The sequence below is a fragment of the Herbaspirillum sp. B65 genome (assembly GCF_000333555.1).
Classification (GTDB): Bacteria; Pseudomonadota; Gammaproteobacteria; order Burkholderiales; family Burkholderiaceae_D; genus Herbaspirillum; species Herbaspirillum rubrisubalbicans.
This window is the reverse complement of the sequence record NZ_BADI01000520.1, coordinates 1-1268: the sequence shown is the minus strand read 5'-3', so window position 1 is coordinate 1268 and position 1268 is coordinate 1. Positions and strand designations below refer to the sequence as shown.

The window sequence follows — 1268 nt, the reverse complement described above, 5'->3', positions numbered from 1 at the left end:
GATCAGGTCGGCCGGCGTGCGCAGCGAGGCCAGCGTACCTTCCTGGTAAAGCTTGGTGGCACCGTCTTCCTCAATCCAGGAACGGATCACCAGTTCATCCCAATACTCGGCCACCTCGGAGAGTTTCCAGGCGGACGTGCCGACCGGCTTGACGCAGGCCTGCTTGGAGAAGGCCACGCTGTGCGCTTCCAGCTTGCGGTCGGTGTGGTCGGAGGCGATCGAGACGTACAGCTCGCCACCGGCGCGGAAGACGAAGGTCTCCACTTCACCGGAAGAGGCCTGGCCCAGCACCTGCACCTGCGCGGCCTGGGACAGCTGGTTGGCCGAGACGCGGTAGAACAGCGGCACCGCACTGGGACGCGAAATGCCCAGGGCTTCCAGTTCTTCGATGTGATGCTCGATGGCGGCCATGTCACGGCCGGCCCAGCCGGCGATGACCAGGGTGGTGATGTCGGCCTGGACGGTGGAGTGGTCGGGGAGGGTAAAGGTCAGCTTCATGAGGTTCTATTCCAACAGGGTGAATCAGGGGTGAATCAGGGGTGAATCAGGGGTGAATCAGGAGAGGCTGGCCGGGGCAGGGCGGCCAGCCGGGGAAATCAATGCTTCTTGACGAACACCACCACCAGGAAACTGGCGAGGAACTCCAGTGCGGCCACGAAGTACAGGCCCGAGGACAGCGACCCGGTGCTGGTCTTCAAGGCCCCGATCATGTAGGGCGCCACGAAGCCGGCCAGGTTGCCGATGGAGTTGATGAGGGCGATGCCGCCGGCGGCTGCGGTGCCGGCCAGGAAGGCGGCGGGAATCGACCAGAACACCGGGAAGGCGGCCAGGATGCCGATGGCCGCCAGCGTCAGCGAGCACAGCGCCAGAGTGGCATTGCCCAGCGTCATGCCGGTGGCGACCAGTCCGATACAGGCGATCAAGGTGGCAATGGCGCTATGCAGGCGGCGTTCACCGGTCTTGTCGGAGTGAAAGCCGTTCCAGATCATGGCCAGCGTGCCGGCCACGAAGGGGATGGCGGAGATCAGGCCGATCTGCAGATTACCCTTCACGCCGATTTCCTTGATGATGGACGGCGCCCAGAAGGCGATGGTGGCATTGCCGCTGACCACGCAGAAATACACGGCCGCGCAGATCCAGACACGGTAATTGCTGCAGGCATCCTTGAAGGAGAAGTGCTTGCCCGGTGCGCTGTTCTCGGCGGCCAGGGGCTGGGTGACGGCGTTCTTTTCTGCGTCGGTGAGCCACTTGGCATTGGCCGGTTTTTC

General features: G+C 63.8%; 2 protein-coding genes. Both read right to left on the bottom strand.

The window, feature by feature from the left end; genetic code table 11:
• Positions 1 to 498 (bottom strand): DUF2848 family protein (locus tag I5W_RS12610; RefSeq protein ID WP_044529487.1); only part of this gene is annotated, 498 nt, incomplete at its 3' end.
• Between the two features lie 98 nt (positions 499 to 596).
• The coding region (locus I5W_RS12605; protein ID WP_044529486.1) for an MFS transporter at positions 597 to 1268 on the bottom strand (672 nt) is incomplete at its 5' end.